At 68.4% G+C, this 26,181-nt stretch carries 22 protein-coding genes and 1 riboswitch; of the genes, 11 read left to right on the forward strand and 11 right to left on the reverse strand.

The window, feature by feature from the left end:
- Positions 1-59 precede the first annotated feature (59 nt).
- The 5 genes from CAL25_RS01160 to CAL25_RS01180 are packed head-to-tail and all read left to right on the forward strand — an operon-like array spanning position 60 to position 6,546.
- Complete coding sequence (locus CAL25_RS01160) at positions 60-1,658, forward strand: ABC transporter substrate-binding protein (RefSeq protein WP_094798109.1); 1,599 nt, start codon at positions 60-62, stop codon at positions 1,656-1,658.
- On the forward strand, positions 1,655-2,632 hold the full coding sequence (locus CAL25_RS01165) for an ABC transporter permease (protein ID WP_094798110.1): 978 nt from the start codon (positions 1,655-1,657) through the stop codon (positions 2,630-2,632). The genes CAL25_RS01160 and CAL25_RS01165 overlap by 4 nt, the downstream gene beginning before the upstream one ends.
- Positions 2,629-3,468 carry an ABC transporter permease gene (locus CAL25_RS01170; RefSeq protein WP_094798111.1) on the forward strand — a complete coding sequence of 280 codons (840 nt, stop codon included), beginning with the start codon at positions 2,629-2,631 and terminating at the stop codon, positions 3,466-3,468. Before CAL25_RS01165 ends, CAL25_RS01170 begins: the two co-directional genes overlap by 4 nt.
- Positions 3,468-5,120 carry an ABC transporter ATP-binding protein gene (locus tag CAL25_RS01175; RefSeq protein WP_094798112.1) on the forward strand — a complete coding sequence of 551 codons (1,653 nt, stop codon included), beginning with the start codon at positions 3,468-3,470 and terminating at the stop codon, positions 5,118-5,120. Before CAL25_RS01170 ends, CAL25_RS01175 begins: the two co-directional genes overlap by 1 nt.
- On the forward strand, positions 5,113-6,546 hold the full coding sequence (locus CAL25_RS01180) for an amidase (protein WP_094798113.1): 1,434 nt from the start codon (positions 5,113-5,115) through the stop codon (positions 6,544-6,546). Before CAL25_RS01175 ends, CAL25_RS01180 begins: the two co-directional genes overlap by 8 nt.
- A gap of 131 nt (positions 6,547-6,677) precedes the next feature.
- On the opposite strand, the gene CAL25_RS01185 is transcribed toward CAL25_RS01180, so the two are convergent.
- The 5 genes from CAL25_RS01185 to CAL25_RS01205 are packed head-to-tail and all read right to left on the reverse strand — an operon-like array spanning position 6,678 to position 12,557.
- Positions 6,678-7,955: an amidohydrolase family protein gene (locus CAL25_RS01185; protein WP_094798114.1), complete on the reverse strand. Its 1,278-nt coding sequence runs from the start codon at positions 7,953-7,955 to the stop codon at positions 6,678-6,680.
- A gap of 16 nt (positions 7,956-7,971) precedes the next feature.
- Positions 7,972-8,922: an ABC transporter permease gene (locus CAL25_RS01190; protein ID WP_094798115.1), complete on the reverse strand. Its 951-nt coding sequence runs from the start codon at positions 8,920-8,922 to the stop codon at positions 7,972-7,974.
- A 10-nt stretch (positions 8,923-8,932) separates the two neighbouring features.
- Positions 8,933-10,006: an ABC transporter permease gene (locus tag CAL25_RS01195; protein ID WP_094798116.1), complete on the reverse strand. Its 1,074-nt coding sequence runs from the start codon at positions 10,004-10,006 to the stop codon at positions 8,933-8,935.
- The gene (locus tag CAL25_RS01200) at positions 10,003-11,532 is read right to left on the reverse strand and encodes an ABC transporter ATP-binding protein (RefSeq protein WP_094798117.1); all 1,530 of its coding nucleotides are present in this window, start codon (positions 11,530-11,532) and stop codon (positions 10,003-10,005) included. The genes CAL25_RS01195 and CAL25_RS01200 overlap by 4 nt, the downstream gene beginning before the upstream one ends.
- Positions 11,529-12,557, reverse strand: coding sequence for a BMP family protein (locus tag CAL25_RS01205; protein ID WP_094798118.1), 1,029 nt, complete (start codon positions 12,555-12,557; stop codon positions 11,529-11,531). Before CAL25_RS01205 ends, CAL25_RS01200 begins: the two co-directional genes overlap by 4 nt.
- A 299-nt stretch (positions 12,558-12,856) precedes the next feature.
- Between CAL25_RS01205 and CAL25_RS01210 the strand changes: the two genes are divergently transcribed.
- The 5 genes from CAL25_RS01210 to CAL25_RS01230 all read left to right on the forward strand — a co-directional run bounded on the left by CAL25_RS01210 (position 12,857) and on the right by CAL25_RS01230 (position 16,736).
- Positions 12,857-13,864 carry a DedA family protein/thiosulfate sulfurtransferase GlpE gene (locus tag CAL25_RS01210; protein ID WP_094798119.1) on the forward strand — a complete coding sequence of 336 codons (1,008 nt, stop codon included), beginning with the start codon at positions 12,857-12,859 and terminating at the stop codon, positions 13,862-13,864.
- Between the two features lie 66 nt (positions 13,865-13,930).
- Positions 13,931-14,857, forward strand: coding sequence for a 2-dehydropantoate 2-reductase (gene panE, locus CAL25_RS01215; RefSeq protein WP_094798120.1), 927 nt, complete (start codon positions 13,931-13,933; stop codon positions 14,855-14,857).
- A 129-nt stretch (positions 14,858-14,986) separates the two neighbouring features.
- Complete coding sequence (locus CAL25_RS01220) at positions 14,987-15,598, forward strand: NAD(P)-dependent oxidoreductase (protein ID WP_094798121.1); 612 nt, start codon at positions 14,987-14,989, stop codon at positions 15,596-15,598.
- A gap of 95 nt (positions 15,599-15,693) precedes the next feature.
- On the forward strand, positions 15,694-16,146 hold the full coding sequence (locus CAL25_RS01225; protein ID WP_094798122.1) for a nuclear transport factor 2 family protein: 453 nt from the start codon (positions 15,694-15,696) through the stop codon (positions 16,144-16,146).
- A gap of 98 nt (positions 16,147-16,244) precedes the next feature.
- Positions 16,245-16,736 (forward strand): nucleoside 2-deoxyribosyltransferase, encoded by a 492-nt coding sequence (locus CAL25_RS01230; protein ID WP_094798705.1) that lies wholly within the window; start codon positions 16,245-16,247, stop codon positions 16,734-16,736.
- Positions 16,737-16,784: 48 nt separating this feature from the next.
- On the opposite strand, the gene ribB is transcribed toward CAL25_RS01230, so the two are convergent.
- The 3 genes from ribB to CAL25_RS01245 all read right to left on the reverse strand — a co-directional run bounded on the left by ribB (position 16,785) and on the right by CAL25_RS01245 (position 19,029).
- On the reverse strand, positions 16,785-17,477 hold the full coding sequence (ribB, locus tag CAL25_RS01235; protein WP_094798123.1) for a 3,4-dihydroxy-2-butanone-4-phosphate synthase: 693 nt from the start codon (positions 17,475-17,477) through the stop codon (positions 16,785-16,787).
- A gap of 111 nt (positions 17,478-17,588) precedes the next feature.
- Positions 17,589-17,748, reverse strand: a riboswitch (FMN riboswitch).
- A gap of 94 nt (positions 17,749-17,842) precedes the next feature.
- Positions 17,843-18,358 carry an SET domain-containing protein gene (locus tag CAL25_RS01240; protein ID WP_094798124.1) on the reverse strand — a complete coding sequence of 172 codons (516 nt, stop codon included), beginning with the start codon at positions 18,356-18,358 and terminating at the stop codon, positions 17,843-17,845.
- A 188-nt stretch (positions 18,359-18,546) separates the two neighbouring features.
- Positions 18,547-19,029: an Lrp/AsnC family transcriptional regulator gene (locus CAL25_RS01245; RefSeq protein WP_094798125.1), complete on the reverse strand. Its 483-nt coding sequence runs from the start codon at positions 19,027-19,029 to the stop codon at positions 18,547-18,549.
- Between the two features lie 94 nt (positions 19,030-19,123).
- Between CAL25_RS01245 and ilvB the strand changes: the two genes are divergently transcribed.
- Entirely contained in the window at positions 19,124-20,977 is a 1,854-nt protein-coding gene (ilvB, locus tag CAL25_RS01250) for a biosynthetic-type acetolactate synthase large subunit (protein ID WP_094798126.1), read from the forward strand.
- Between the two features lie 147 nt (positions 20,978-21,124).
- Here ilvB and CAL25_RS01255 read toward each other — a convergent pair whose 3' ends face one another.
- The 3 genes from CAL25_RS01255 to CAL25_RS01265 form a co-directional block, all read right to left on the reverse strand.
- On the reverse strand, positions 21,125-23,677 hold the full coding sequence (locus CAL25_RS01255) for an ankyrin repeat domain-containing protein (protein ID WP_094798127.1): 2,553 nt from the start codon (positions 23,675-23,677) through the stop codon (positions 21,125-21,127).
- 79 nt (positions 23,678-23,756) lie between these two features.
- Positions 23,757-25,190, reverse strand: a complete 1,434-nt coding sequence (locus CAL25_RS01260; protein ID WP_094798128.1) for an aldehyde dehydrogenase family protein — start codon at positions 25,188-25,190, stop codon at positions 23,757-23,759.
- A gap of 151 nt (positions 25,191-25,341) precedes the next feature.
- Positions 25,342-26,133: an SDR family oxidoreductase gene (locus CAL25_RS01265; protein WP_094798129.1), complete on the reverse strand. Its 792-nt coding sequence runs from the start codon at positions 26,131-26,133 to the stop codon at positions 25,342-25,344.
- Positions 26,134-26,181: the final 48 nt, after the last annotated feature.

The raw sequence follows: 26,181 nt of genomic DNA on the forward strand, positions 1-26,181 counted from the left end.
GTCCGCCTTCCCCTGCCGGGCGCCGTGCACGCCCGGCACGACCCACCGAGAGATCCGACATGACCTTCGATTCCGTTCGCCGTGCCCTGTTGCAGGGCGCCGTCGCCGCTGCCGTCCTGACGCTCGTGCCCGCCGCCATGGCTGCCGACGAGCAGCCGCAGTACGGCGGCGTGCTCACCGCCATCCTCAGCCCCGAGCCGCCCAACCTCAACGTGGCGATCCAGCAGGTCGCCGTCACGCAGCTGGTGGCGGGCAAGATCTACGAAAGCCTGCTCACCTATTCGAGCAAGCTCGAGCCGATGCCGAGCCTGGCGAAGTCGTGGGATGTGTCGGCCGACAAGCTGACCTACACCTTCCATCTGCAGCCGAACGTGACCTGGCATGACGGCAAGCCTTTCAGTTCGGAAGACGTGGTGTTCTCGTACAAAGAGATCCTGTCGAAGACGCCGCGTACGCGCACGCTCATGAGCTTCATCGAAGACATCACGGCGCCCGACAAGGACACCGTGGTGTTCAAGCTCAAATCGCCCTATTCGGCGTTCCTGTATTCGTTCGACATTGGTGGCGGCGCCATTCTGCCCAAGCATCTGTACTCGACCGGAGAGCTCACGCAGAACCCGCACAACAACGCGCCCATCGGCACCGGCCCGTTCAAGTTCAAGCAATGGCAGCGCGGCTCGTACATCGAGCTCGTGAAGAACGAGAAGTACTGGAAGGAAGGCCGGCCCTACCTGGACGGCATCACGTATCGCGTGATTCCCGACGCCGCGTCGCGCCGCCTGGCAATCGAGCAAGGCACCGTGATGCAGGCCTGGCTCAACGACATCGAGCCATTCGATCTGCAGCGCCTCGCCAAGCTGCCGCACGTCAATGCCGTGCGCGCCGGCTATGAATACTGGTCGACGTTGAACTGGATCGAACTCAATCAGGGCCGCAAGCCGTTCGACGACAAGCGGTTCCGCCAGGCCCTGATGTACGGCATCGATCGCCAGTTCATCGTGGACAAGATCATGTTCGGATCGTCCACGCTTGCGACGGGTCCGATTCACCACAAGACACGCTTCTACGACCCCAACGTCAAGAAGTATCCCTACGATCCCAAGAAGGCGGCCGCGCTGCTCGACGAGATGGGCCTCAAGCCCGACGGCAAGGGGGTGCGCGCAACCATCGGGCTGATCCCGCTGCCCTACGGCGAAATGCATCGCCGGCTGGCCGAGTACATCAAGCAGAATCTGTCCAAGATCGGCATCGCGGTGAATATCGAGAATACGGACGTCGGGGGCTGGACCACCCGAGTGGGTAACTGGGATTACGACATGGGCCTCAATGGCGTGTTCCAGTACGGCGACCCCGCGATCGGCGTGGCGCGCACCTATCTGGCGTCGAACATCAAGAAAGGTCTGATGTTCACCAACACCTCGCAATATAACAATCCCAAGGTCGACGAGCTGTTCAACAAGGCCGCGGTCGCGCCTACGGACGAAGAGCGTCAGAAGCTCTACACCGAGGTGCAGCAGATCCTGGTGGAGGACGTGCCGGTGGTGTGGATCGCCGACACCAACTACACGACCTTCCTGAACAAGCGTGTGCATAACGCCATCACGACCGGCCTGGGCGCGGTGGACACGTATGCGGATGCCTGGCTGTCCAAGCAATGAAGAAGATCGGCGCGTTCCTCGGCCGGCGGGTGGTCAAGAGCATCCTCGTGCTGCTGGCCATCGCCCTGTTCAACTTCTTCCTCGTGCGCGCGGCACCGGGCGATCCGGCCGAGATCCTGGCCGGCCAGTCCGGCGCGGCCGACGCGCAGTTCATCGAGCAGCTGCGCAAGGACTTCGGCCTGGACAAACCCATGGTGGTGCAGCTGGGCGAGTATCTGAAGAACGTCGCGACGTTCGATCTCGGCTACTCGTACCGCCAGCAGACCTCGGTGTCCGCATTGATCATGGAGCACTTGCCCGCCACGCTGGCGCTCACGCTCACGGCGTTTGCGTTCGCGGTGCTGGCCGGGGTGAGCCTGGGTACTCAGGCGGCGCTGCGGGTGGGCAAGTGGGGCGACACGGCGATCACCGTGCTGTCGATGCTGGCCTACGCCACACCGCTGTTCTGGGTCGGGCTGATGCTGGTGCTGATCTTCTCGGTGCATCTCGAATGGCTGCCCGCCTTCGGCTTCGAGACGGTCGGCGCCAACCTCACCGGGCTGGCGCGATTCTTCGACATTGCGAAGCATCTGCTGTTGCCCGCGCTCACGCTGGGCATGTTCTACATGGCGGTGTACACGCGCCTGACGCGTGCTTCGATCCTGGAGGTCAGCCAGCTCGATTTCGTAAAGACGGCGCGCGCCAAAGGCCTCTCGGAACGCACGGTGATCACGCGGCATGTGCTGCGCAATGCGCTCTTGCCAGTCATCACCTATGCCGGGATCCAGGCAGGCGGGCTGATCGGCGGTGCGCTGCTGGTCGAAACGGTGTTCGCCTGGCCCGGCATTGGCCGCCTGGCCTTCGATGCCCTGCTGCAACGCGACTACAGCATCCTGCTCGGCGTCTTCTTCGTGGCCTCGCTGATCGTGGTGATCGTCAACCTGGTGACCGATATCCTGTACACGGTGGCCGATCCTCGGATTGAGTTGAAATGACCTCCTTCTTCGCCTCCTTCTGCCGCAACAAGGGCGGCCTCATCGGCCTGGTGGTGCTGGCCGCGGTCTGCCTGATGGCGCTCGTGGCCGGCATGGTGTTCCCGGGCAGCCCCTGGGACATCGCCAACGGTCCCTTCATGCCGCCCCTCTCCGAAGACGCGCCGCTCGGCACCGACATGCTGGGCCGCGACATCGCGAGCGGCATCGCCTATGGCGCCCGCGTGACCCTGTTGCTCGCGGGCGTGTCGACCGCCGTGTCGATCCTCTTCGGCATCAGCATGGGCGCGGCGGCCGGCTTTTACGGCGGCAAGGTCGACCAGGCCGTGGTGGGCTTCATCGAGTTGTTCCAGACGATCCCGAGCTTCTTCCTGGCCGTGGTGCTGGTCGCCATCCTGACGCCCAGCATGGGCACGGTGATCTTCGCCATCGCGGTGGTGTCGTGGCCGCCATTGGCGCGGCTGGTGCGGGCGGAGTTCATGAGCCTGAAGAACCGCGAATTCGTGCAGGCCGCGGTCCTGAGCGGTCAGTCGAACCTGCGCATCATCCTCACGCAGATCCTGCCCAACAGCCTGTCGCCCGTGATCGTGTCGGGATCGCTGATGATCGCGAGCGCCATCCTGCTGGAATCGGCGCTGAGCTTTCTCGGCCTGGGCGACCCCAACTCCATGACATGGGGCTACATCATCGGCGCCTCGCGCACGGTCTTGCGCGATGCCTGGTGGATGAGCGTCTTTCCGGGGGTGGCGATCCTCGTTACCGTGCTGGCGCTCAACCTCATCGGCGAGGCGCTCAACGACGCGCTCAATCCGAAGCTTGCCCGTAAAAGGAGCACCTGATGGCGGCCATCCTTGAAATCAGCGGCTTGTGCGTGTCGGTCGCGCACGCCGGGCCCGACGCGCAAGTCGTGCGCGGCGTCAGCTATACGCTGGATAGCAACGAAGTGCTGTGCGTGGTGGGCGAGTCGGGTTCGGGCAAGTCGGTCACGGCGCATGCGGTCATGGGCCTGCTGCCGCCGGATCAGCTGTCGGTCACGGGCGGCCACATCCGCTATCGCGACCGCGACCTGGTCGGCCTGGCGCCGCACGAGTGGTACAAGCTGCGCGGAAAGTCCTTCGGCATGGTGTTTCAGGAGCCCATGACGGCGCTCAATCCCATCATGCGCGTCGGCCGCCAGGTCGACGAAGTGCTGGAGCGTCACACCGACATGAAGCCCGCGCAGCGTCGCGCCCGCGTGCTGGAGCTGTTTCGCGATGTCCTGCTGCCCGACCCGGAGATGATCTACGAGGCCTATCCGTTTCAGTTGTCGGGCGGGCAGCGTCAACGCGTGGTGATCGCCATGGCGCTGGCGCTCGAACCCGACGTGCTGATCGCCGACGAGCCCACCACCGCGCTGGACGTGACCACGCAGGCGCAGATCCTCACGCTGATCAAGGACATCCAGCGTCGCATGGGCATTGGCGTGATCTTCATCACGCACGACTTCGGTGTGGTGGCCGAGATCGCCGATCGCATCGTGGTGATGCGCAAGGGTGAAGTGGTGGAGTCCGGCACGGCCGAGGAAATTCTGAACCGGCCGCAGCATCCCTACACGCGGCAGCTCATCGAGGCGGTGCCACACAAGCCCGACGGCAAGGCGGAGGTGCCGGCGGCCGCACCCCTGATGGTGGTGGAGCGCCTGCGCAAAACCTTCGGCGACGGTCAGCGCAAGGTCGCCGCGCTCAAGGACATCAGCCTCACGATCCATCAGGGCGAGACACTCGGGCTGGTCGGAGAGTCGGGGTCGGGCAAGTCCACCCTGGGCCGCACTCTGATCGGTCTGATCCACCCGGACGGCGGCAGCGTGAAGATGGACGGCACCGAACTCGTCGGTCTCTCGGCCAAGGGGTTCCGGCCGTTTCGTCGCCAGATTCAGATGGTGTTCCAGGATCCGTACGCGTCGCTCAACCCACGGCACCGTATCGCGGACGCGATCTCGCAGGGGCCGATCGCCTACGGCGAGGATCGCCGCAGCGCAATGAAGCAGGCGCGCGAACTGCTCGAGCTGGTGGGGCTCGGCGGAGACGCCGGCGATCGCTTCCCGCATCAGTTCTCGGGCGGTCAGCGTCAGCGTATCGGCATCGCACGCGCGCTCGCTCTCAAGCCGCGCCTGCTGGTGGCCGACGAGGCGGTATCGGCCCTGGACGTGTCGATCCAGGCGCAGGTGCTGGCCCTGCTGGCCCGCATCAGCGACCAGCTCGATCTGTCGGTGCTGTTCATCACCCATGACCTGCGCGTGGCCGCGCAGATCTGCGACCGCATCGCGGTGATGCGGCAGGGCGAGCTCGTCGAGCTCAACCGCGCGCAGGACATCTTCTATCAACCGCAGCACGATTACACGCGTCGTCTGATCGCGTCGATTCCCGGCCAGGATTGGTCCAAACCGGTGTTCGACGCGTCGGGCGCGCCTGTCACGCAGGCCGCGATGGCCGGGAGTCCAGAGTATGCATAGCAATGAGTACGAATCACACGATGGCCTGGCGCTGGCGCGTCTGCTCGACCAGGGCGAGGTGACGCCGGCCGAATTGCTGGAGTGCGCCATCACGCTGGCGCAGACACGCGGCGCGGAGCTCAACGCCATCTGCTACGAGCGCTACGACGAATCACGTGCGCTGGCACGCGACTGGCAGCCGCGCGGTGTGTTTCGCGGCCTGCCCTTCCTGCTGAAGGACTCGGGTCTGGCGTCGCGCCGGTTTCCGTCGTCGATCGGGTCGCGCCTCTTCAATGACACGCAGTACTCGGTCGATGCCACCCTGACCGAGCGCTTCGATGCCGCGGGCTTTCTTCCCTTTGCGCGGTCGACCGTGCCCGAGCTGTGCATGGCGCCCACGACCGAGGCGCTGCGCAATGGCGGGCCGACGCTGAATCCGCGCAATCGCGAGCGCTCGGCGGGCGGCAGCAGCGGCGGCGCCGCAGCCGCCGTGGCGGCGGGCATCGTGCCGATCGCGCATGGCAGTGACGGTGGCGGTTCGATCCGCATTCCGGCTGCCTGCTGCGGCGTATATGGGCTCAAGCCGACGCGCGGCCGGGTGCCCATGGGCCCGCTGCGCGGCGAGGGTTGGGGCGGGTTGGCCGCTGACGGGGTGATCAGCCGCAGCGTGCGCGACACGGCGGCCGCCATGGACGCCATCAGCGGTTACCAGGCGGGCAATCCGTATGCGGCGCCGCCCAAGGACGGCTCGTATCTGGATGCGCTGGCACAGCCCTTCGACCGGCCGCTGCGCATCGCGGTGTGGCGTTCCGCCTTCGACGATATCGAGATCGATCCGATCAGTCTGGCGGCCGTCGAGCACGCGGCCGGCCTGTGCCGCGATCTGGGTCACGAGATCATCGACGCGGCGCCGCCGCAGGTCGACTACGCGGGCTTCGTGGGCGCGCACGCGACCATCCTGGCCGCCAACATCGTGCTGGCCACCGACACGAAGCTGGGCGCCTTGGGCCGCGCGCTGCGCGATGACGATCTGGAGCCCGCGCTGCGCGATGGTTATGAGTTGGGCAAGACGCTGAGCGCGGCGCGTTACGTCGACTCGATCAATCGCTTTCATGCGATGGGCCGCGCGCTGGAATCCGCGTTCGACGGCGTGGACCTGATCCTGACGCCGGCGCTCACCCGTCTGCCCGAGCGTCTGGGCGAGCTGATGCTGGTGGGCACGCTGATGGACTACCGGCGCAAGATTTCGCGCTACGCGACGTTCCTGGCGGCCATCAACGCGTCCGGCCAGCCCGCCGCCACGCTGCCGCTGTCATGGACCGACGACAACGTGCCGGTCGCGACGCAGATCATCGGCCGCTTCGGCCGCGAAGACCTGGTCCTGCGCCTGTCGGCCCAGCTCGAAGCGGCAGCCCCCTGGGCCGCCCGCAAGACGATCTTCGGGTAGCGTGGGGCAGCAAGCCGAAGGCGCAGCGTGGGGGTCCGCCCGCCGCCGAGCCGCCTCAAGGCGGGCGCGCCCCCTCGGGGGGCAGCAAGCCGAAGGCGCAGCGTGGGGGCACTAGCCCTAGTGCCCCTCTCTTAGCGGCGCAGACGGAAGTCGACCGAGGCCGGGCGGCCGGGCAGCGCCAGCTCGGCTTGCACCGGCGCCGTGCGCGCGATGATGCGGCCGGCGCGGATGACGGCCAGGCGCGCGGCGCGCAGCCGGATGGCCTCCACCGGGTCGCCCGCCTGAAGCAGCACGAGATCCGCGCGCTTGCCCACTTCGAGGCCCACGTCGTCCAGACCCAGAATCGCGGCCGGCGTGCGGGTCACGGCGTCGAACGCGGCCAGCATGCCTTCGCGGCCCGTCATCTGTGCCACGTGCAGGCCCATGTGCGCGACCTCCAGCATGTCGCCACCGCCGAGGCTGTACCAGGGGTCCATCACGCAGTCATGGCCGAATGCCACCGGCACGCCGGCCGCCAGCAGCTCGGGCACGCGCGTCATGCCGCGGCGCTTGGGATAGCTGTCGTGACGGCCTTGCAGCGTGATGTTGATGAGCGGATTGGCAATGGCCGCCACGCCGGCTTCGCGGATCAGCGGGATCAGCTTGGAGACGTAGTAGTTGTCCATCGAATGCATCGAGGTCAGGTGCGAGCCCGTGACGCGGCCCTGCAGACCCAGGCGCTGGGACTGATACGCCAGCGATTCGATGTGGCGCGAGAGCGGATCGTCGCTTTCGTCGCAATGCATGTCCACGCGCAGCCCCCGCTCGGCGGCGAGCTCGCACAGGATGCGCACCGACTCGGCGCCGTCCTGCATGGTGCGCTCGAAGTGCGGAATGCCGCCCACCACGTCCACGCCCATGTCGAGCGCGCGCTTGAGGTTGTCGAGTGCGCCGGGCGCGCGCAGCACGCCGTCCTGCGGGAAGGCCACCAATTGCAGGTCGAGGTAGGGCTTGACCTGTTCGCGCACGTGCAGCAGCGCCTCGACCGCGAGCAGGCGCGGATCACAGACGTCGACATGGCTGCGGATCGCCAGCAGGCCGCGGCCGACGGCCCAGTCGCAATAGGCGAGCGCGCGCTCCACCAGCGCTTCCTGGGTCAGCATGGGCTTGAGCTCGCCCCACAGTGCGATGCCTTCGAGCAGCGTGCCCGACTGGTTCACGCGCGGCAGGCCGTACGACAGCGTCGAGTCCATGTGGAAGTGCGCGTCGACGAACGGCGTGGACACCAGCTGGCCGCGCGCGTCGAGCACTTCGGCGGCGTCGGCGGTGAGCTGCGGTTCGATGGCGGCGATGCGGCCGGCGCGCACGCCGATGTCCAGCGGGCCACGGCCGTCGGGAAGCATGGCCTGTTTGATGATGAGATCGAACATGAGAAATTCCGGTGAGTCAGCGTTCGCCCTTGCGATAGGGCTTCATCAGCGCCTGGGGATAGGCAGCGCGGCGCGCCACGATCACCAGGGCGAGGATCGACAGAATGTAGGGCAGCATCAGGTAGACCTGATACGGCAGCTCGGGTAGGCCGGGCAGGGCCGCGCCGGCTTGTTGCAGGCGCAACTGAATGGCGTCGAAGAAGGCGAACACGAGTGCGCCGATGAGCGCCTTGCCCGGCCGCCACGAGGCGAACACCACGAGGGCCACGCAGATCCAGCCGCGGCCGTTGACCATGTTGAAGAAGAAAGCGTTGAACGCGGAGAGCGTCAGGAAGCTGCCCGCCACGCCCATCAGCGCCGAGCCGGCCACGATCGCGCTCATGCGCAGCCGCGTGACCGACAGGCCCTGCCCTTCGGCAGCCGCCGGGTTCTCGCCCACCATGCGCAGCGCCAGACCGGCCGGCGTGCGATTGAGCAGCCACGCGACGAGTGGCACCGCGATCAGCGCGAGCAGCGTCATCGGCGTGAGCCCCGCCAGCACGGGCCCGATCAACGGGATCCCGGCGAGCGCCTTCATCTCCGCGAACGGCACGATGGTGGGCGGCGTGGTCACGCTGGGGAACGTGACGCGATAGGCGAAGTAGCTCAGGCTGGTGGCCAGCATGGTCACGCCCAGGCCCGAGACGTGTTGCGACAGGCCGAGCGGCACGGTGAGCACCGCATGCAGCAGCCCGAACACCGCGCCGGCCAGCGCGGCCGCCAGCACGCCTACATAGAGGGGCGCGCCCAGGTAGACGGCGAGCCAGCCGGTGAAGGCGCCGGCCACCATGATGCCTTCGATGCCGAGGTTCAGCACCCCGGCGCGCTCGCACAGCAGCACGCCCAGCGTGCCCAGAATCAGCGGCGTGGCCAGGCGCAGCGCCGCGATCCAGAACGCCGCCGAGCCGAGTAGATCCATCCATTCCATGACTCGGTCCTCAAGCGGGGTTGCGGCGCACGCGATACTGCGCAAACAGCGTTGCCACCAACATGGACAACAGCGAAGTCGCCACGATGACGTCGGCGATGTAATTGGGCACGGCGATGGCGCGGCTCATGCTGTCGGCGCCCACCAGCATGCCGGCGACGAACACGCTGGCCGCGATCACGCCCAACGGGTGCAGGCCGGCCAGCATGGCGACCACGACGCCGGTGTAGCCATAGCCCGGCGACATATCCAGCGTGACGTAGCTGGTGCGGCCGGCCACTTCGATGGCACCGGCGAGGCCCGCGAGCGCGCCGGACAGCATCGCGGTGCAGAGCATCACACGGCTCACCGGCAGGCCCAGAAAACGGGCGGCATGGGCGTTGGAGCCCACGGCGCGCATCTGAAATCCGAACACGGTGTAGCGATTGATCAGCCACAGCGCGATCGCGAGACCCGCGGCCCACAGCAGGCCGGTATGCGCGCGGGTGCGCTCGATCAGCTTGCCGAGTTCGAGATCGCTGTTGAGCGCCACCGACTGCGGCCAGCCCATCGCCATCGGATCCTTCATGGGCCCGTCGAGCATCATCGACACGAACAGCAGCACGATGAAGTTGCCCAGCAGCGTGGTGACCACTTCGTCGACGCCCAGGCGCGACTTGAGGATGGCGGGGATCAGCAGGAGCACGGCGCCGGCCAGCGCGGCCGCGAGCAGCATGCCCGCGAACAGCACGGGCACCGGCAGGTCGAGGCCGACGCCGCCATGCAGGCCGCCGACGGCGACCGCGGCGAGCGCGCCCATGTAGAGCTGGCCCTCGGCGCCGATATTGAACAGCCGCGCACGGAACGCCACCGCACAGGCCAGGCCCGTGAGCATCAGCGGCGTGGCGCGCGTGAGCGTCTCGGAGAAGGCGAAGCGCGAGCCGAACGCGCCGTCGAACAGCAGCGCATAGGTGCGTCCGACCGGCGCGCCGGCCCAGGCCACCAGCAGCGTGCAGACGAGCAGCGTGAAGGCGATCGCGGCCAGGGGCGCGACCGCGAGCGCGAAGCGGCTGGGTTCGCTACGCCGCTCCAGGATAAAACTCATGTTGAAGCTCCAGTCATGGCCAGCCCGACGGTGGCGGGCGTCCATTGATCCACCGGTTTGTCGGCCACCAGCCGCCCGCCGCACAGGACCGCGATGCGGTCGGCGAGCGCGAAGATCTCTTCGAGGTCTTCGGAGACCAGCAGGATGCCGGCGCCGCGTGCGCGTGCGGCCAGCAGCTGCTCGCGCACATAGGCGACCGCGCCGATGTCCAGACCCCAGGTGGGCTGGTCCGCGACGATCAGGCGGGGCTCGCGCGTGAGCGCGCGCCCGAGGATCAGTTTTTGCATGTTGCCGCCCGACAGGCTGCGCGTGCGCACCCACAACGAGGCCGCGCGCACGTCGTAGCGCTGCGCCAGATCGCGGGCATAGGCCTGCGCGGCGCCGGCGCGGATGACGCCGAAGCGGGCGAAGCGCGGGTCGTCGAGATCTTCGACGATGGCGTTCTCCCAGAGCGGGCTGTCGCCGAGCACGCCTTCGTGGTGGCGGTCTTCGGAAATGCGGCCGACACCGGCTGCGGTCCAGCCGCCCGGCGTGGCGGGCGCGGGCGCGCTTTCGGGGCCGAGGCGGATCGTGCCGTCGGCCGGCTGGCGCAGGCCGGTGAGCACCGACACCAGGGCCTGCTGGCCGTTGCCGGCCACGCCCGCGATGGCGACGATCTCGTGCTGGTGCACGGTGAGGTCGAGGGCATCGAGCTGCGGCACGGCGGCGGCGTTGTCGCGGACCGTGACCTGGGCCAGGCGCAGGACCGGCGTCGCCTGCTCGGTGGCAGGCACGGCCTGCGCGTGCGGCATGACGACCTTGCGGCCGACCATCAGTTCGGCCAGCTCGGCGGCCGAGGTGGACGCGGTGTCGCGTTCCGCCACGAGCTTGCCCTGGCGCAGCACGGCCACGCGCTGCGACACGGCCATGACTTCGTCGAGCTTGTGCGAAATGAAGATCACGGCCAGGCCGTCGGCGACGAAACCGCGCAGCGTGTCGAACAGCGCCTGCGATTCCTGCGGCGTGAGCACGGCGGTCGGCTCGTCGAGGATCAGCACGCGCGCGCCGCGATAGAGCGCCTTGAGAATCTCGACGCGCTGCTTTTCGCCGACCGACAGCGCGCCGACGCGGGCGTCGGGATCGACGGCCAGCCCGAAACGCTGACCCAGCGCGACGAGCTTGGCGCGCGCGGTCTTGCGGGCCGAGGCCAATTTCCAGAGCGATTCGGTGCCGACCATGACGTTGTCGAGCACCGTCATGTTGTCGGCCAGCGTGAAGTGCTGATGCACCATGCCGATGCCGGCCGCCAGCGCCGCGTCGGGGCGGCCCGGCGGCAACGGCTGGCCGAAGACATCGATGCGTCCGGCGTCGGCCACGTAATGACCGAACAGGATCGAGACCAACGTGGACTTGCCGGCGCCGTTCTCGCCCAGCAGGGCCAGCACCTCGCCCGCGCGCAGCGAGAGCGAGATGTCGTCGTTGGCCGTCAGGCTGCCGAAGCGCTTGGTCACCCCCGTAAGGCGGAGGGCGAATGCAGCGTCATTCATTTGGCGGTCGACTTGGGTTCGCTGTCGACGACCTTCACGGTGAAGCTGCCGTCGAGAATGGCCTTCTGCTTGGCTTCGACCTTGGCCATCAGCTCGGCGGGCACCTTGCCGGCGAACGTGCCGAGCGGGGCGAGTTCCGAACCCTTGTACTTCATCATCGAATACTGGCCGTAGTCTTCAGCCTTGAAATCACCGGCCTTGACCTTGGCGAGCGCCTTCTCGATGGTGGGCTCCATGTTCCAGAGCGCCGAGGCGACCACGGTTTCGGGGTACTGCGCCTGCGTGTTGACCACGTTGCCGATGGCGAGCTTGCCGCGTTCCTTGGCGGCATCGGACACGCCGAAGCGCTCGGCGTAGAGCACGTCGGCGCCCTTGTCGATCATGGCGAAGGCGGCTTCCTTGGCCTTCGGAGGATCGAACCACGAGCCGATGAAGGTCACGGTGAAGGTGACGTTGGGGTTGGTCTCCTTGGCGCCTTCCATGAAGGCCTGCATCAGGCGGTTCACTTCCGGAATGGGATAGCCACCGACCAGGCCGATCTGGTTCGACTTGCTCAGGCCGCCGGCGATCATGCCGGTCAGGTAGGCGGGTTCCTGGATGTAGTTGTCGAACACCGAAAAATTCGGCTGCGCGGGCTTGCCCGACGAGCCCATCAGGAAGGCGGTCTTGGGGTAGTCCTTGGCGACCTTGCGCGCGGCGGCCTCGACGGCGAAGGCTTCACCGACGATCAGGTTGTTGCCTTGCTCGGCGTACTGGCGCAGCACGCGCTCGTAGTCGGCGTTGGTGACGTTTTCGGAGAAGACGTAATCGATCTCGCCCTTGTCCTTCGCGGCCGTCAGGGCCTTGTGAATGCGCGACACCCACTGTTGCTCGACCGGCACCGTATAGATCGCCGCGACCTTGGTCTTGGCGGGGGCCTGGGCCTGCGCGGTGGCGCCCAGCAGCACGAGGCCGACGGCCATGCCCAGCTTGAGCAGGCCACGGCGCGCCATGCCCGGCGCGCGGGAAAGAGACGAGAGAGTCATCGAAGGATTTCCTATGGGAGAGAGAGAAGCAGGTGGGCCGGATCCGGGCCGGAAAATGGCCGGCGGCTGCCTGCGTTCTTAAAAGCAATATGTATGCCATCGCCACGCCCGGCGGTGGGGCGCGAGCCGTGCTGCATCGGGGGGCGCGGGCACCCGTCCGGGCACCACAAGGGGGAATTGTACGCACCGGCACGGTGCCTTGACCACTGGCGCGGGCCCGACACGCGATCAGGGCTGTTACCGCTCCCGGGCCCAGCGCGGCCTAGAATGCCTCTTGCCCAGAACCCCGGTGTTTTCCCATGCAAGACATCCTGACGCTGCTGCAGGAGTACGGCAGCTGGCTCGTATTCTTCAATGTGCTGGTCGAGCAGGCCGGCCTGCCCGTGCCCGCCTATCCCATGCTGATCGCGGCCGGCGCGGTCGCCGGGGGCCCGGGCGGCTGGATCACGGCCTGGCTGGCCGCCGCCCTGGCCTGTCTGCTCGCGGATTCGGCCTGGTACTTCGCCGGCCGCCGTTATGGCGGCCGTCTGCTGGGCCTGGTCTGCAAGCTCTCGCTGTCGCAGGACTCCTGCATCCGCCAGACACAGGGCCTGTATGTGCGCGTGGGGCCGCGGGTGCTGCTGGTGTCGAAGTTTCTGCCCGGCGCCGGCGCGCTGGCCACCGTGATGGCCGGCCTGACGGGCACGCCCTATCGCCGATTCCTGATGTTCGATCTGGCCGGTTCGCTGATCTGGTCGGGATCGGCGCTGCTCGTGGGCGCACTGTTTTCGAGCATCGTGAGCGATATCCTCGACGGCCTGGATCGTTACGGTGCATGGGGCCTGGGCGTGCTGGCCGCCCTGCTGGCGCTCTACCTGATCTGGAAAACGCTGCGCCGCTGGGTGCTGCTGCGCGCGCTGCGCGTGATTCCGCGCCTGTCGGTCGAAGACCTGCTGCAGTGGCGTGCCGACGGGCGTACGCCGATCATCATCGATGTGCGCCCCGAGGCCAGCGGCGACGCCGTGCCGCGCATCCCGGGCGCGATCTCGCTCGACCTGCGGGCCCCGCTCGACGGCCTGACGCTGGCCGCGGATTCCGCGCCCGCCGACACGCCCGTCGTCGTGTACTGCGCCTGCCCCAACGAGATCTCGGCGGCCCGGCTGGCCGCGCGGCTGCGTGCGGCGGGCTATACGCGCATCTGGGCGCTGCGCGGTGGCTACGATGCCTGGAGCACCCTCACCACTGCTGCGGGCGCCGACGCGGCGGTCGTGGTCAATGTGGCTGACCTGCCCGGCGATGACGACACGACCCGCCCTCAAGCGCGTTGACAGCTTGTGGCGGCATAATCCGCGTTTCATCCGCGCATACGTCGCGGACTTCATAAGGTGGTAGACATGCGTATTCTGGTTCTGGGCGCCGGCGGCACCGGCGGTTACTTCGGCGGTCGTGCGGCTCAAGCGGGCGCCGACGTCACGTTTCTGGTGCGCGACGCGCGCGCGGCGCGCCTGCGCGCCGAAGGCCTGCGCATCCAGAGCCCGCGCGGCGATGCCGTGGTGCCGGTCCAGACCGTGACCGCGAGCGAGCTGCAGCCCGGCTACGACGCGATCATCCTCAGCTGCAAGGCCTACGACCTCCAGAGCGCGGTCGACGCGATCCGCCCCGCCGTGGGCGAGCACACGGCCATCCTGCCCATCATGAACGGCGTACTGCAATACGACGTGCTCGACGGCGAGTTCGGCGCGCATCGCGTGTATGGCGGCCTGTGCCAGATCAACGCCACGCTGGGCAAAGACGGCGAAGTGATCCACATGGGTCAGCACGCCAACCTCGTGTTCGGCGAGCGGGCCGGCGAGCCGCGCAGCGAGCGCGCGCTGGCGCTCGACGCCGTGCTGTCGAAGGCGGATTTCAACTGCCGCCTGAGCAGCGAGATCTACCAGGACATCTGGGAAAAATACGTGTTCCTCACGACGCTGGCCGCCTCCACCTGCCTGATGCGCGGCAGCGTGGGCCAGATCTGCTCGCAGGCTGATGGCGCGGTGTTCCTGCGCGAACTGCTGCGCGAATCGCAGCAGGTGGCGGCGGCGTCCGGCCACCCGGTGCGACCGGCGGCCGACGAGCAGGCGCTGTCGGTCCTGACCGACACCAAGCAGCCCATGACCGCGTCGATGTTCCGCGATCTGCGCCAGGGCCTGCGGGTCGAGGCCGACCACATCGTGGGCGACATGATCCATCGCGCCGGCCTGCTCGGCGTGGCGACGCCGCTGCTGCGCGTGGCCTACGCGCATCTGCAGGTCTACCAGGCACAACGCGCTGCCGCCTGAGCGTCGATTCGGCCATTTCATGCAACAGTTTGTCTGTCGCGCGGGGCTAGGCCGGCTCCGCGGCCGGGCATAGCATGGAACTCCTCGGCGCCCTCTTCCCTGCGGCGCCAGCACGAACGGAGTTCCTTCATGAAAGTTGCGGTCATCGGTATCAGCGGACGCGTCGGCAGCCGCCTGGCAGACGAATTGTTGCGTCGTAATCATCAAGTCGTGGGTATTTCGCGCAAGCCGGCCGACCTGCCCGCGCGCCCCGGTCTCGAGCTCGCGACCGGCGACGCCAGCGATCCGGCCGCCCTGGCGGCCCTCATCCGCGGCGCCGACGCCGTCATCAGCAGCGGCCGTTTCCTTACGCTGGGCGCGGAGCCGGTGCTGGCCGCCGTGCGCCAGGCCGGCGTGCCGCGCCTGCTGGTCGTGGGCGGCGCGGGCAGCCTCGAGATCGCCCCGGGCAAGCGGTTGATCGATTCGCCGGATTTCCCGGCCGAGTACAAGGCCGAGGCCGGCGCCGGCGCCGATTTCCTGCAGGTGCTGCGCGGCGAGTCGGACATCGACTGGACGTTCCTGTCGCCGGGCGCGCACTTCGAACCGGGCACGCGCACGGGCACGTTCCGCGTGGGCGGCGATGAGCTCCTGGTCGACGCCGAGGGCCACAGCGCGATCTCGATGGAAGACTACGCCATCGCGCTGGTCGACGAGCTCGAACAGCCGCGCCACTCGCGCCAGCGCTTCACCGTGGCGTACTGATCGCCGGCGCGGCAATACCGCATACGGCCGGTGCGTGGCGCCGGCCGATTCTCGGTACACTGGGCTGCCATCCGTCTTGGTGGCGCTCTGTCCGAATGAAGTTCAAATCGCTGATCCTTTCCGTGCTCGCCGCTGCCAGCCTGGTGGCCGCGGCCCCGGGCTTTGCGCAAAGCCCGCAGCAGAACAAGGAAACCGTGCTCGCGTACTTCCGCCTGTTGTTCCAGGAGCACAAGGTGGAAGAGGCGATGGCGCGTTATGTCGACCCCCGCTACGTCCATCACAATCCCTATCTCGCCGCAGGCGTCGGGCCGCTGACCGAGTTTCTGGTGCCGTTTTTCGAGCAGCATCCGGAGGCGACCGCCGATATCAAGCGCGTGATCGCCGAGGGTGACCTCGTGGTGGTGCACAACCACTGGAAGCCCACGCCCGAAGAGCGCGGCACCGCGGTCATCGATATCTTCCGCGTGGCAAACGGCAAGATCGTCGAACACTGGGACGTGAGTCAGGACATCCCCGACGTGGCTGCGAATCGCAACGGCGTGTTCTGAGGGGACGCGATGGATACGACGTTTCCCGACCACATGCGCCCCGTGACGCTCACTTCTCAGGATTCCGACCCGCCTCCGACCGACACCGAGTGATGTATATGCGCCGTATCTATCTTGCTGGATTCGATGTGTTCCGGCCCGACGCCCAATCGTATGGCGAACGCCTGAAGGCCCTGTGTCGGGAGTATGGCTTCGAAGGGCTGTACCCCCTCGACAACACGCTGCCGCAAGGGCTGGAAGGCGCCGCCGCGGCGGCGTGGATCTATCGTCAGAACGTCACGCTCATCCGGCGCGCCGACCTCGTGATGGCCAACCTCAATCCGTTCCGGGGTCACGAGCCGGACTCGGGCACGGTATTCGAAGTGGGGTACGCGGTTGCGCTGGGCAAGCCCGTCTGGGCCTATACATCGCGCGAGGCCACGCTGATCGAACAGGTGAGCGTGCGCCGCGTGGGCGACCAGCATATCGATACCGAGGGCTATACGGTCGAGGACTTCGGCCACTCGCTCAATCTCATGCTGGCGCAGAGCGCACGCGTGGTGGTGGGCGACGCGCGGGCCTGCCTGCGCCGCATCGCGGCCGCCGCCTGAGGCTCCTGCCGGCGCGCCGCGCCGGCAGGTTCACACGAATCGCTCGGATCAGACCGCCAGGGCCTGCCGGGCGTCGGCGCCCTGCTCGGCCCGTGCGCCCAGGTACTCGACGAGCTCGGCGATGGTCAGCGCCACCAGGCCCTGTGCGGCCGCGTAGCGTTCGAGCGCGGCGCCACGCATCATCGTGCCGTCCGGATTCATCAGTTCGCACAGTACGCCGGCCGGCCGCAGACCCGCCAGCACCGCGAGGTCCACCGAGCCTTCGGTATGGCCACGGCGCGTCAGCACGCCGCCCGGTTGCGCGCGCAACGGAAACACATGGCCAGGGCTCACGATATCCGTCGGCTGCGCGTCGGGCGCGATGGCGGCGCGAATCGTGGTGACGCGGTCGAGCGCAGAGACGCCGGTGCTCACGCCTTCGCGTGCCTCGATCGACACCGTGAATGCCGTGCTGTAGCGGCTCTGGTTGCGCGTGACCATGGCGGGCAGCTCGAGGGCATCGAGCGTTTCGCCGGGCAGGCAGAGGCAGACGATGCCGCTGCCGTCGCGGATGAGCTGCGCCATCACCGGCACGGTGAGCTTGTCGGCGGCGACGATCAGATCGGCTTCGTTTTCGCGGTCGAAGTCGTCCATGAGAATCACGGGACGCCCGATGCGCAGATGCTGCAGCGCGCGTTCGAGCCGGATGGAAAACGGCTGCGCGTACAGGGGGCTGGGGGTATTACCTTGGGGGTGGGACATTGAAACGCTCTCGCTAAAAGGAAAAGGGCGAAAAACGTTTCAGGGCTACATGACAGCCGACGCAATGGCTCGCGCACGGCAAGCCGCCGTCCGCAAGGGATTCTTGTGCCGGCACATCTTCTCTCATCCGGACTGTGACCGTCGGCTCTGGCATCTGACCAGATCTGCTGACCCCGGCGCGATCCGTGAGGATCGTGCCGGGCGCTCGCGGGCTCGCCGCATTGCGCGGCCTACCGCCGGTGGGGAGTTTCGCCCCGCCCTGAAGACGTACTGCATGACCGCGATGTGTCGCGGCTGGGGCCATTGTACGCCGCTGCCGCGCCGCGGCTGCAATAACCGCGTCGGCGCGAGGGGCGGGGGCGTGCTTACTCGGCGGCGTCCGCCGCGGCCTCGGCCTGCTTTTTCTTTTTCTTCTTCTTGGGCAGGGCCAGCATGGTGTGACGGCACGACGGCGCGCCGCACAGGCACTTGTAGCCTTCCTTGAGGGACTTGGTGATCTTGCCGTCGAGCACCAGCCCGTAGTCGTAGAAGAGCTCCTGGCCGCGCGGGATGTCACGCGTCGCGACGATATAGACGCGCTTGCCGTGCGTGCCCTCCTGCGACTCGCAGTTGGGCTCGCAGGAGTGATTGATCCAGCGGGCATCGTTGCCTTCGTCGCCGCCATCGATCACCTTGCCGGAGCTCAACGAGAAGAAGAACGTGTGGAAAGGATCATCGGGATTGGTGGGGTGGCGCCGATCGGCCTCCGCCGCGCTGATGCGCTTGCCACCGTACTCGATGATGCGGGTGCCGGCGGGGATCTTGCGGGCGGCGAACACGCCGTTGCCGTGCAGTTTCGAGCGGCGCACGACGTGCCAGGGTTTGATGCTCTCGGTGGTCATGGGCGATGGACTCGAGGGGCGCGCCGCGCATGGGGCGCGTGTGTGGCGCAGGTCGCGATCGCTCGTGGCGACCGCACAAGCGCGCCATTATATCGGCGCGTCCGCGTCACGCGTTGTCATAATCGGCGCGGCAGATAAGCGCCCCTCGATCGCTGCCGCCGCGCTGTCGTTTGCCGCAGCCGGCGCGTTCAGGCCGCCGGTGCGGTGGGCGGCTCGAGCAGCGGCAGGCGGGTTTCCTTCAGGCTGCGCAGCACGAAGCAGGATTTGCTGTGGCGGATGCCGGGAATGCGGTAGAGCCGCTGGCGCAACAGGCGTTCGTAGTCGCGCGTGTCGCGCACCGCGATGCGGATGTAGTAGTCGTAGTCGCCCGACACCAGGAAGGCTTCGAGTACCTCGGGAATGTCGGCGAGCGCGCGGCCGAATTCGTACAGCGTTTCTTCGCTGTGGCTCTCCAGCGTGACATGCACGATGACCGTATCCGTGTAACCGAGCTTGGCCGGATCGAGGTCTACCGTGTAGCCGCGGATCACGCCCGCGCTTTCCATGCGCTTGATGCGGTTCCAGCACGGCGTGGACGACAGGCCCACGGCCGCGCCGATCTCGTTCAGGCTGGCCCGCGCGTTGTCCTGCAGGGCACGCAAAATGGCGAGGTCGAACTTGTCGAGGTGCATTTTTCTTTGAATCCGCGAATCAAAAGGTCAATTTACTGCGGATCGGGGGATTTCATGGAAAAGAAGATAAAAATTCTTCTAATATCCCCCTAAGATGGTCAACATGAATGATCGTCTGCACAGCCACGCCCTTGCCGCCCTCGACCCCGCCGAGGCCTCTGACTCCCCCGCCACGGCGGTCGAGCGCCCGCTCAATGGCGCCCGCATTCTGCTCGATACCCTGATCGAGCTGGGTGTCGATACCGTATTCGGCTATCCCGGCGGCGCAGTGCTGCCGCTCTACGACGCACTGTATGCCGAGCCGCGGCTGCGGCACGTGCTGGTGCGCCACGAGCAGGCCGCCGTGCACGCCGCCGAGGGCTATGCGCGCACCACCGGCCGGCCCGGCGTGGTGTTCGTCACCTCGGGCCCGGGCATGGCCAACACCACCTCGGGCCTGCTCGACGCCATGTGCGATTCGATCCCGGTGTTGTGCGTGAGCGGTCAGGTGGCCACCGCCGCCATCGGCACCGACGCCTTCCAGGAGTGCGACGCCATCGGGATCTCGCGCTCGGTCACCAAGTGGAATACGCAGATCCGCAGCGTCGATGACGTGGCGACCGTGGTGGGCCGCGCCTTCGGGCTGACGCGCCAGGGCCGTCCGGGGCCCGTGCTGATCGACTTCCCCAAGGATGTGCAGCTCGCCTCCCCTGCCGTGGATCCGCAGGACGAAGCCGGCGCGCTCGCCCGTGGCCAACTGGCGGCGCTGCGGGCGCGGCGTCAGAGCGGCAAGGCCGCCGCCCGCGTGCCGGCCGGCGCCGTGCGCCGCGCGGCCGCGCTGATCGCGCAGGCCCGCCGGCCCGTGTTTTATGGCGGGGGCGGCCTGATCAACTCCGGCCCGGCCGCATGTGCCGCGTTTACCGAACTCGTGCGCGCCACGGGCGCGCCGTGCACGCTCACGCTGATGGGCCTGGGCGCGTTCCCCGCCTCCGACCCGCAGTTCGTCGGCATGCTGGGCATGCACGGCACGCTCGAAGCCAACCTGGCCATGCACAACGCCGATCTGGTGGTCTGCGTGGGCGCGCGCTTCGACGACCGCATCACCGGCAAATTGGCCGAGTTCTGCCCGCATGCGCGCAAGGTGCATCTCGACATCGATCCGGCGTCCATCAACAAGGTGGTGCGCGTGGACGCCGCGCTGGTGGGCGACTGCCTCACGCTGGTGCAGGCGCTGCAGGATGAGCTGCGCGACGTGCCGCTGCCTGCCGAGCGTCTCGCCGACTGGTGGCGCCGCGTCGATGCCTGGCGCGCCCGCGATTGCCTGGCCTACGAGCCCGCTGCCGATGCCATCCTGCCTCAACACCTGATGTCGCGCCTGAACGCCGCGCTGGCCGATCGCGATGCGATCGTGTCCACCGACGTGGGCCAGCATCAGATGTGGGCCGCGCAATACCTGCGTTTCGATGCGCCGGGCCGGTGGCTCACCTCGGGTGGCGCGGGCACGATGGGGTATGGCGTGCCGGCCGCGATCGGCGCGCAGGTCGCGCATCCGGATCGCACCGTGGTGTGCGTGAGCGGCGATGCGTCGGTGCTGATGAACATCCAGGAGCTCTCCACCGCCATGCAGCACGACGTGCCGGTCAAGGTGGTGTTGTGCAACAACGGCTACATGGGCATGGTGCGCCAGTGGCAGGAACTCATCCATGGCGGGCGCTACAGCCATAGCTACAACGCCTCGCTGCCGGATTTCGTTGCGCTCGCCAAGGCCTTCGGCTGGGGCGCGGCGCGCGTCGAGCATCCCGACGAACTCGATGCGGCGCTCGAGGCTTGCCTGGCCTACGACGGCCCGTACTTCCTCGACGTGACCGTCACGGCCCAGGAAAACTGCTTCCCGATGATGCCGGCGGGCGTGGGCCATCACCGCATGATGTTGTCGGCCGATAACTGGTACGAAGACGACACCGCGTGAAACGCGCGCGGCCAGCAGCGTGCGGACGCCGCGTAACTAACGGTGCGTAACTAACGGCGCGTAACTAACGGCGCGCGGCCAGCGGCGCGCGGCCAGCGGTGCGCCACGCACCGGCCACGAGGCGCTGGCGCCCGTGACAGGCTTCGCTCAACGCCACGTCACACCCGCCCGCGCCAGCAGCGTGCGGGCGGTTTCCTTTTCGTAGCCGCGCAGCGCGGCGCGTTGCTCCAGATCGCACGAGGGCGCGGCACGCGCCGCGTCCAGCACGCGCGTCTGCGCACGCGCCTGCGCGGGGCCGAGCGGTCCGTCCTGCGCCACCTGCCACGCCATCATGTCGGCCACCGTCGCGCCGCAGCGCACCGGATCACGCACCATCCGCGCCGCCTGCGCCAGGAGCAGATCCACTTTGGCATCCTGGCCGAGCTGCATCATGTTGAGCAGCGGCAGTGCCGCCGGCCAGGGGAGGCCCAGGTTCGAGACTTCCACTCCCGCGCGTTCGGCCGGGTCCGCGCCTTCGTTCAGCCACTGGGCATAGAGCTCGTCGGGCAGCCACGGCACGGCCAGCGGCGGCAGGCGGTAGCGCATGGCCTCGACGGACGTGCGCGTGTCCTGCAGCGGCACGCCGGCCTCGCGCAGCGCCAGCGCCGTGGCGCGCCACTGTGCGTAGACGGCATCCCACTCGGGGGCGTTGCCGTCCCGTGCCGCCTCGCGGCGCGCATCGTTCCAGTTGCGCAGCACGCGTTGCAGCGGCTGCGAATCCAGCGCTTCGAAGGGTGCCTGCGCACGCTCGCGCAGTTGGGCGATCAATGCCGGCGAGGCATGCATCGCGGCGGACTCGAGCGCGGCCTGCAGGCCGTTGCGGGGCACCTGTTTGTCCGCCGCGCCCAGCCCGCCCAGCGAGACGTCGGCGCCGTGGTCCAGCAGCAGCGTCACGGCCGGCGGCACGCGCGGCGTCTTGCCGGGTGCGAGCGGGCCCGGGTATTCGCGCAGATGGGCCTGGAGCGGCGTGAGCCACACGGGCCGGGCTCCGTAATACAGCTGGATGTAGGCGGTGTCGGGGCTGACGCCGCGCGCGAACATCAGGTCGACCAGCCAGCGGGTCTCGGCCGAGAGCAGCGCGGCCTGCAGCGCGCTTTCGCCGCGCTTGTTGCGTGCGCCGAGGTCGGCGCCCTGCTCCACCAGGAATTCGATCGTGCCGCGATTGCGCGCGCTGTAGCGCACGCGTTGCATGAACAACGTGTTGCCGTCGTTGTCACGGCTGTCGATCTCGGCGCCGGCCGCGAGCAGCTGCCGGGCGATGTCGTAGTGCGCGTCGGAGAGTCCCGCGGGGCCGGCGGGCGGCAGCGCGGAGGGCAGCAGCGACGTGCCTTGGAGGGACACCGGCTTCGCCCCGGCCGCGAGCAGGTCGCGCACGATGTCGGGGTGGTTCTGACGCACGGCGAGCAGCAGCGGGACACGGCCGTGAGAATCGGGTTCGGCGGGATCCTGACCCCGTTGCAGCTGTCGCTGCACTTCGGCACGGTCGCCCGCCGCGATGGCGGCGTGCAGCACGTGGCGCGGCCGGCAGGCAGCGGCGTCCACGGCTTTCACGTCGAGCGCGCGGGTGATGCGCTCGGCGATATTGGAGGGCACGGTCTGGCCCGCGGCCAGGCGCCGGCTGCAATAGCGGCGGTAGTCTTCGCGCGCCTCGCTGGCGTAGTAGTCGCGCAGCGCCGCGTCGCGCATGCCGCGCGAACGCTGCATGCGGGCATCGGCCCGGTTCAGGTAGGCGGGTTCCCGCGCGGGGTCGCGCCGCAGGACTTCGCTCAGCACCGCATCGGCGGCCGCCGCGTCGGCGGCCGCCGCATCGGCCGACGCCTGCGCGCTGGGTGCCGACGACAGCTGGCTCGCTTCGCCCAGCCAGAAGCCCAGATCGTTGATGCGCGTCAGGGTGGCGGGATCGCGCTGCTGCGGGTCGAGATCGCGTAGGTCGATGGTGGCGGCGAACGCCGAGAGTTCGGCCAGGCGCGGAGCGAAGGCCGCGCGGTCGCGCCGCGGCGTGTTGGCCGCGGCCTCGTGCAGGCGCGCGAAGGTCGCTTCGGCATCGACGGCGGGCACCGCCACGACACGCGTTGCCAGGGAGCCTGCCCCGTACAGACGGGTGCGCGCCGCGGCGAGTGCCTGGCCGCGCGCGGCGTCGTCCCAGGCCGCGGGCACGTACAGCGTCAGGTCGGCCGGCCGCCGTTCCACGCGCGCGGCCGTGCCGTCGGGCGCCACATAGAACGCATATCCCAGGTCCTGGCTCGAGCCCCGCGGACGGTAGCCGAGCCAGTGGCTGCGATCGGGAAACGGGCCGAGCAGGCCGACATCGAGCGACTCGCCGGCGGCGCCGTGCAGTTGTTCGGGAGGAATGACCAGGGCCTGCGAGCGCGACTGCAGCGTGGCGCTGGCGCCCGGCCCGCGGTAGTTGTAGACATACAGCAGATTGCCGAACCGCGTGACCAGCTCGGCGCCGTCGCGCCCCGCGCTGCCGCTCACGAGCACCTCGGGCGCGCGCATCGGATACGACGAGAGGCGGGCGTGGTTGACCACCTCGCCGATGTCGAAGGCCCGCGCCTGGGGTCCGAGCAGGCCGAGACCGGTGGCGAGCAACATGGCGGCCAGCGCGGTGCGCCAGGCGGCGAGGCGGGTGCGGACGGACGAGGGGCGTGGCAAGGTCATGGGGACGCATTATGCCCTTGAGACCGCCCGCCCGAATGAAACAGCCCCGCGGGGGGCGGGGCTGTGTGGCTGGCGTCGCTCAGTCGTGTTTGATCGCGACCGTCTTGAGCACCGTGAACGCGTACAGCGCCTCGAAGCCCTTCTCGCGCCCGTGGCCGCTGGCCTTCACGCCGCCGAAGGGCAGCTCGACACCGCCGCCCGCGCCGTAGTTGTTGATGAACACCTGGCCGCTGCGCACCTTGCGCGCGACCCGCAGCTGGCGCGCGCCGTCGCGCGTCCAGACGCTGGCCGCGAGGCCGTATTCGGTGGCATTGGCGATGCGCACGGCATCGGCCTCGTCGTCGAACGGGATCGTCACGAGCACCGGCCCGAAGATTTCTTCCTGTGCCAGACGATGATCGACCGGCACGTTGCCCAGCAGCGTGGGCGGCTGATAGAAGCCACCCTTGGGCGCGTCGTCGGCGACCTGACCCTGCGCGACCTTGGCGATACCTTCGGCCTCGGCGTCGCGCAGGAAGCGCTGCACGCGTTCGAGCTGCGTATGGCGGATCAGCGGACCGCAATCCAGGTCGGCCGAGCCGGCACCCGTGCGCAGGGCGGAGAATGCCGTGGCGAGGCGATCCATGAGCTTGTCGTAGATGCTGCGTTCGATGAGCAGGCGGCTGCCCGCCGAGCAGGTCTGGCCGGCGTTCTGCACGATCGCGTTCACCGCCACCGGCACCAGCGCATCGAGATCCGCGTCGGCAAAGACGATCTGCGGCGATTTGCCGCCGAGCTCGAGCGTGACGGGCACGTGCCGTTCGGCGGCGGTCTGGGTGACCAGCACCCCGATGCGCGGCGAGCCCGTGAATGAGATGTGATCGATGCCCGGGTGGCGCGTGAGCGCGTCGCCCGCCTCATGGCCATAGCCGGTCACGATGTTGAGCGCGCCGGCCGGGAAGCCGACCTCGGCGGCCAGCTCGGCCACGCGCAGGATCGAAAGGCAGGCGTCTTCGGCGGGCTTGACCACGCAGGCATTGCCGGCGGCCAGCGCGCCGCCGATGCTGCGGCCGAAGATTTGCAGCGGGTAGTTCCAGGGCACGATGTGGCCGGTCACGCCGTGCGGCTCGCGCAGCGTCAGCACGGTATAGCCCGCCTGATACGGGATGGTCTCGCCCATCAGCTTGTCGGCCGCGCCGCCGTAGAACTCGAAATAGCGCGCCACGGCGGTGACGTCGGCGCGGGCCTGCTTCACCGGTTTGCCGCAATCGCGCGACTCGATCTGCGTGAGCTCGTCGTGGTGGTCGAGGATCTTGAGCGACAGCTTGAGCATCAGGCGGCCGCGCTCGGCCGCGCTCAGCTTGCCCCAGGCGCCGTCGTAGGCGCGGCGCGCAGCCTGCACCGCGACGTCGATGTCGGCGGCCGTGCCACGCGCCAGTTGATCGAAGGTCTCGCCGGTGGACGGATCGATCACCGGGATCGATTCACCGGAGGATCCCGCCACGGACCGGTTGTCGATAAAGTGCTGCTTCATGCTGGACCACCTCTATGAGAATAATTGGACAAAGCGACAGCGAAACAAACGCGGCCATGCATGCATGGCCCGGTCTTGGCGCGGCAACGGGCTTTGTCTCCTCGGGCCGGCATGCAGACCGTGATGCCGGCGAGGCCGGCGCGGTACGGGCTCAGAACTGAACGGATAGACCTCCGTCGACGACGAGCACGTGACCATTGACATACGAGGCCGCGGGCGACGCCAGGAAGACCGCCGCGCCGGCGATCTCTTCCGGGCGGCCCCAGCGGCCCGTGGGATTGCGTGCCGCCACGACCGGCCCGATGTTCGGGTCGGCCACCATGGCGGCGTTGGTTTCGGTGGCGAAGGTGCCGGGGGCGATCGCGTTGCTGGTGATGCCCTGCGCGCCGTGCTCGAGGGCCAGCGCGCGCATGATGCCGGTCAGGCCCTGCTTGGCCGCGGGGTAGATCGCATCGCCGCGGCGGGCCAGCTCGCCCACCACCGACGTAATGGCGATCAGGCGGCCGTAGCCGTGACGCGTCATGCGGGCGGCGGCCTGGCGTGCGATCAGAATGCCCGCCACCAGATCGGTCTCGATCAGCTCGCGCACTTCCGCGGGGCTGGCGTCCGCCAGGCTCTTGCGGTTGCGCGCGCCGACGTTGTTGACGAGGATGTCGAGCCGGCCATGGTCGCGGTCGATCGCGGCGAAGGCAGCCTCGACGGCGTCGTCGTTGGCCACATCGAACACGGCCGGGCCCGCGGCCAGACCCCGCTCACGCAACGCTGCGACAGCCGCCTCGACGGCCGCGCCGTTGCGGCCGTTGATCAGCACGTGCGCGCCCGACTCGGCCAGCGCCTGCGCGATGCACCAGCCCAATCCGCGCGCCGAGCCGGTGACGAGCGCCACCCTCCCCGCGAGCGAAAACTGTTGCAGGAAGGACGAGTCGGTGGCGGCTGCGGGCATGACGGATCGAGACGAAGAAAGGCGGGGACGGACGGGTGCGGGCCGAGG

The sequence above is a fragment of the Bordetella genomosp. 5 genome (genome assembly GCF_002261315.1).
GTDB lineage: Bacteria > Pseudomonadota > Gammaproteobacteria > Burkholderiales > Burkholderiaceae_B > Bordetella.